The sequence below is a fragment of the Kordia sp. genome (assembly GCF_045105435.1).
Lineage (GTDB): Bacteria > Bacteroidota > Bacteroidia > Flavobacteriales > Flavobacteriaceae > Kordia.
This window is the reverse complement of the sequence record NZ_JBGCDL010000036.1, coordinates 1-5,390: the sequence shown is the minus strand read 5'-3', so window position 1 is coordinate 5,390 and position 5,390 is coordinate 1. Positions and strand designations below refer to the sequence as shown.

Sequence of the window (5,390 nt, the reverse complement as noted above, 5' to 3'; positions counted from 1 at the left end):
TCTCTAATTTGGACAATTCAGCCGTAAAAGGAGGAAATAGATCTGCATTATGTACAGGGTTAGCAGGTTCATGTTGGTGTGATGTTACAGTAACAGATTGTAATTGTCCAAGAAATTAAAAAAAAAGAAATTATGAAAAAGCAAAGTTTAAAAAGTTTACAATTAAGAAAAAAATCGATCTCTAATCTAAAGAGTTTTGCATCTGTAGGAGGAAGCGGAACATGTAGATACGAAAGTGTAATTATATGTCCAGAACCAGATTCAGCAGGTGTAGATTGTAATACAAATGCAACAGGTTGTCAAACATTTTTCTCGTATTGTGCGTGTTAAATCGATATAAGATAACAGAATTTTAAAAAGTGGACTTCGGTTCACTTTTTTTGTTTAAATGTCTACTCCACTAAATCAACACCATCTTTAATCAATTGTGCAATTTCTGGGCGCTCTATTTGCATAGTTTGCAAACGTTGTAAAATTTGTCTTTGTATTTCGGTTTGATTATTCGCCAATTCATACAATTCTATCAATAACAACCAATCTTGCGGATGCTGCTTAGTAAGTGTCTCAAAAATAATTTCTAAAGAAATAGAAGTACCTTTTTCGGTTCTAAAATCGCGTACTAGTGAATATAAACGCTCCAAATCTTGGTCTTTTTTCGACTTCGGAACTTGTACAGTTAACGTTTCCGATTTAAAATGCATAAAGTCAAACGAATTATAATCCGCAGCTCCAGCATAAGCAGAAACAATCTTTTTACCCAAAGCCAAATCAAACGTGCCATATTCGGGTTTAAACAACACACGATCTTTATACGTAATCGTGCAATCTGTGAATTGAATCAAAATCAACTTTCCGTAAATATTACGAATTCCCGTTACGTTCAATCCTTCTACTTTAATACCACTTTCATACTCAAAAGCAATGCGTTCGCCATCATAAAAACTATAGGCTTTCAAATCGCGAGGACTCATATCTTCAATCGCTAAATTAATGCCTTTCAATTTGCCTAAGGGCGAACTAAAACCGTGCGGATGCATTGTAACGCCATGACCAATCAACTCTTTCTCACGATTCGATAATGCGGTTGGTCCTTCTGTTCTGAAAAAGACAACTTCATTATCTTCATTCATAATCATTTCAGTAAAAACGCCAGAAACTTGTAAGCCAGTACTCAACTCAATCGTTCCAATCTTTTTGGATGCTATCAGCTTTCGCAAACCTCTAAAACCACCTTTACGCAACGCCATTGTAGATGCGAACTCTTCCAAAACTTGCATTAAATAGGAAAAATCAGGTGTTACATACAATTGCGGTTGTGGTTTTGTAATATCAAACTCTTGATACGCAGCATCCACTGAATACGGAAGTTTTTTCACTTTATCGGTCATACACCATTTACTTTCACCAATAGAAGAAAGCAAGCCTGCACCATAAATCTTCGGATCTTCTACAGTACCAATCATACCATATTCAACAGTCCACCAATGTAAATTTCGGATCATTGCCATTTCTGACAATTCTACTTTCTTAGCTTGCAATTCATTCACACGTGCTTCAGCAGCTTCAATTTCAGTTTCACTACTTCCAACAGCTTCTTTTACAATAGAAAGTTTCCGAACCGCTTCATACATATCATTATCATGTGAAGATAAAATTGCTTTCGCTCCAACTTCTCCAAAACGACGCAAATATTCCGCATAATCTGGGTTTGCAATAATTGGCGCATGTCCGGCTGCTTCATGAATAATATCGGGAGCAGGTGTATATGAAATATGTTCTAATTGACGAATATCACTTGCAATCACCAACACTTTATATGCTTGAAACTCCATAAATGCATTTGGCGGAATAAAACCATCAACAGCAACGGCTGCCCAGCCAATCGCTTTCAAAATCCGATTCATTCCATACATACTCGGAATAGCATCAATAGAAATTCCTGTCTTTTGCAAACCATCCAAATACGAATCGTGCGCCACTGTAGTCAAATACGAAACACTCTTTCGCATCACATAACGCCAAACTGCTTGATTTATAGCTGTATAATCGTCATAATTCTGTGGTTTAATATATTGCTGTAAATGTGGTGGAAGTTTATCTAGCAAAGGATTCGTTTCAATATTCTGATTCATCGGGCAAATTTTCACAAAGCTATTAAATCATAAAATAGCAATGCAATAAAAAGTAGAAATTCAACGTATTTTATAAAATATGTATCTTCACAAACTTATAAGGGCAACATCATGGCACAAAAAACTGAATCTCGAAAAGAGGAAATTGTACGTACAGCAGAAATGCTTTTCAAGAAAAAGGGATACAGTGCTGTAACCATGCGCGACATTGCCCAAGCCATGGGAATAAAAGCAGCTAGTTTATACAATCACATTCAATCCAAGCAGCAAATACTTTCAGATATCATCATTCAAATTGGAGAACAATTTACAGAAGGAATGGCTGAAATTGTTGAAGAAAAAAATACAACTAGCATTCAAAAACTAGAACAAATCATCAAGTTGCATGTGCAAATTACGATGGAGAATCCTTCTAAAATGGCAACAATGAATAATGATTGGATGCATTTGGAAGAAAAATTAGACTACTACTTACAACTACGTAGAAATTATGAGCAAAGCTTTCGTCAAATCTTACAGGAAGGAATTGATAAAGGCGAACTCAAAGCTGTCAATATCGAAATCATACTATTTTCTATTCTTTCTACGTTGCGTTCACTCTATCTTTGGATTCCTAAGAAGGAAGAAATTATCAAAGAAAATTTACTAGGCAAACTCAGTCAAGTATTACTAACAGGTGTAACTTTATAAGATAATTAAAAAAATAATTCTAAAAATACTATTCGCATTACAATAACTACTGTAAAACCTTTTATGACTAGGTTTTATCTTCTTTATCTTTAAGATAGATTAATTTTAAACCTACCATAATGAAAAAAAAATCTATCAACAGGTTGAGATTGAAAAAAAGTATGATCTCAAACCTAAATGCAGTAGTCGCAGGTGGACCTCCAGTGCCGCCAGGAAGTAACACTTGCTTACAAGAAGAAACATGTCTAACATGTGAAGGAGTAACCTGTGAAGGACAAACATGTGGTCGATGTTGACTTAAATTTAGAACTTAAAACTACAAAAGAGCGCCTAAAAAGTGCTCTTTTTCTATATGTAAGCTATTGACTTGTAATATTTAACAAAAAATTAGTTGCAAGTCAAACTAACAATTGTTAGTTTTGTAGAAAACAACTAAAAAATTGCATGGCAAAGTTTCATGAAATCCAAGTAGCTGAAGTACACAAAGAAACTTCAGACTGTACTGTAATCACCTTCAATATTCCAGAAAATCTTCAAGAAGAATTTCAATACAAACAAGGGCAGTACTTAACACTACGCAAAATAATAAACGAAGAAGACATTCGTAGATCGTACTCACTATGTTCAAGTCCAGTTGACAACGAATGGAAAGTTGCCGTAAAGCAAATTCCAGGTGGTATATTTTCAACCTACGCAAATACAGAATTAAAAGCAGGTGACACACTTGAGTTGATGCCGCCAGCAGGAAATTTCTTCGTAGAAGTAGATCCGAAAGGAAACAAAAACTACATTGCATTTGCAGCAGGAAGCGGAATCACACCAATGCTTTCCATCATAAAAACGCACCTAGAATTAGAACCAGAAAGTACGTTTAAACTATTTTACTTGAATCGTACAGTAAAATCTATTATCTTTAAAGAAGAGATAGAACAGTTGAAAAACAAATACTTACAGCGATTTAACACCTTCTATTTCTTAACAAAAGAAAAACGAGATATCGAATTTTTAAATGGACGTTTCACGCCAGAAAAAATTCAAACACTCACAAAAACGTTTATCGACATCAATGATACGGCCGATTGTTTTATCTGTGGACCAGAAGAAATGATCTTTCTCATCAGAGACGAATTAGAAGCTGCAGGATTGCCAAAAGAAAACATTCATTACGAACTATTTTTCTCGGGCGATACCAAAGCATCAAATGCACACATTGCTGAAATATTAGAGCAAAAAGTCGATGGAACTGATGTCACAATTGTTGATGGTGGAAAAGAATTTCACTTCATCATGGAAGATGAATATGACAACATTCTCGATGGTGCATTAGCCGCTGGTGCCGATTTGCCTTTCGCCTGTAAAGGCGGTGTTTGCAGTACTTGTAAATGTAGAATTGTAGAAGGTTCTGTAGAAATGAAAGTCAACTATGCGTTGCTGGAAGATGAACTCGCGAGCGGATTGGTACTTTCGTGTCAAGCTGTTCCTACCACAGAAAAAGTGGTGGTCGACTTTGATGTATAACAAAATAATTTGGGCGTTCCCACCGAAAAGGTGGTCGGGCTTTCGGTAGTCGCTTTTTGAAAACTGTCATTCCTGCGTAGGCAGGAATCCATTTCCAAAAGAGCTTCAACAAAACCTCAATCCCTAACGCCAAGTTCCCGAGAAATCGGGAATCCAACGAAATCGGGAATCTCAGAGAAATCGGAAACCCAATAAAAATTGAAATCCCCACGAAAGTGGAAACTAAAAATAAAACGTCATACTGAACTTGATTCAGTATCACACAAGAAAATAGAAAAAGGAAAAAAGTCTAAATAGAAACTTCAAAAACTTCCATTTAGCATTTTTAATTTAAAATTCATAACTATGAGTGAAGCACAATTAAAAAACTTAGAAGAAATCTTTGAGAAGCGCATCGCAAATGACGAAAAGATTGAACCAAAAGATTGGATGCCTGAAAAATACAGGAAAACACACATCCGACAAATATCGCAGCACGCACACTCTGAAATTGTAGGAATGTTGCCAGAAGGAAACTGGATTACCAGAGCACCTTCACTCCGTAGAAAAGTAGCTTTACTAGCCAAAGTGCAAGACGAAGCTGGTCACGGATTATACTTATACAGCGCTTGCGAAACTCTAGGAATCTCTCGCGACGAATTATACGATCAATTACACTCAGGAAAAGCAAAATACTCCAGTATCTTCAATTACCCAACAGTAACTTGGGCAGATATGGGAGCAATTGGCTGGTTGGTTGATGGCGCTGCCATAATCAATCAAGTACCTTTATGTAACACATCGTACGGACCGTATGCAAGAGCAATGATTCGTGTATGTAAAGAAGAAAGTTTTCACCAACGTCAAGGGTTTGAAATCATGATGTCTTTATGTAACGGGACAGAAGCACAAAAACAAATGGCACAAGACGCATTAAATCGTTGGTGGTGGCCATCATTAATGATGTTAGGTCCAGTAGATTCAGAATCTGTGCATACAGAACAATCAATGAAATGGAAACTAAAGCGTAAAACAAACGATGAATTACGTCAACAATTCATTGACCAAACT

Annotated in this window: 6 protein-coding genes; 5 read left to right on the top strand and 1 reads right to left on the bottom strand. The window is 36.1% G+C overall.

What is annotated here, in order from left to right:
- Positions 1-132 precede the first annotated feature (132 nt).
- A complete protein-coding gene (locus tag AB8B65_RS01565; RefSeq protein ID WP_405299038.1) occupies positions 133-330 on the top strand; it encodes a hypothetical protein in 198 nt (65 codons plus the stop codon).
- Between the two features lie 62 nt (positions 331-392).
- Here AB8B65_RS01565 and AB8B65_RS01560 read toward each other — a convergent pair whose 3' ends face one another.
- Complete coding sequence (locus AB8B65_RS01560; RefSeq protein ID WP_405299037.1) at positions 393-2,132, bottom strand: aromatic amino acid hydroxylase; 1,740 nt, start codon at positions 2,130-2,132, stop codon at positions 393-395.
- A gap of 111 nt (positions 2,133-2,243) precedes the next feature.
- On the opposite strand from AB8B65_RS01560, the gene AB8B65_RS01555 reads away from it, so the two are divergent.
- From AB8B65_RS01555 to paaA, 4 genes are all read left to right on the top strand, one after another.
- Positions 2,244-2,822 carry a TetR/AcrR family transcriptional regulator gene (locus AB8B65_RS01555; RefSeq protein ID WP_405299036.1) on the top strand — a complete coding sequence of 193 codons (579 nt, stop codon included), beginning with the start codon at positions 2,244-2,246 and terminating at the stop codon, positions 2,820-2,822.
- Positions 2,823-2,941: 119 nt separating this feature from the next.
- Positions 2,942-3,118 carry a hypothetical protein gene (locus tag AB8B65_RS01550; RefSeq protein WP_405299035.1) on the top strand — a complete coding sequence of 59 codons (177 nt, stop codon included), beginning with the start codon at positions 2,942-2,944 and terminating at the stop codon, positions 3,116-3,118.
- A 148-nt stretch (positions 3,119-3,266) separates the two neighbouring features.
- Positions 3,267-4,340, top strand: a complete 1,074-nt coding sequence (gene paaE, locus AB8B65_RS01545; RefSeq protein ID WP_405299034.1) for a 1,2-phenylacetyl-CoA epoxidase subunit PaaE — start codon at positions 3,267-3,269, stop codon at positions 4,338-4,340.
- Positions 4,341-4,685: 345 nt separating this feature from the next.
- The coding region (gene paaA / locus AB8B65_RS01540; protein ID WP_405299033.1) for a 1,2-phenylacetyl-CoA epoxidase subunit PaaA at positions 4,686-5,390 on the top strand (705 nt) is incomplete at its 3' end.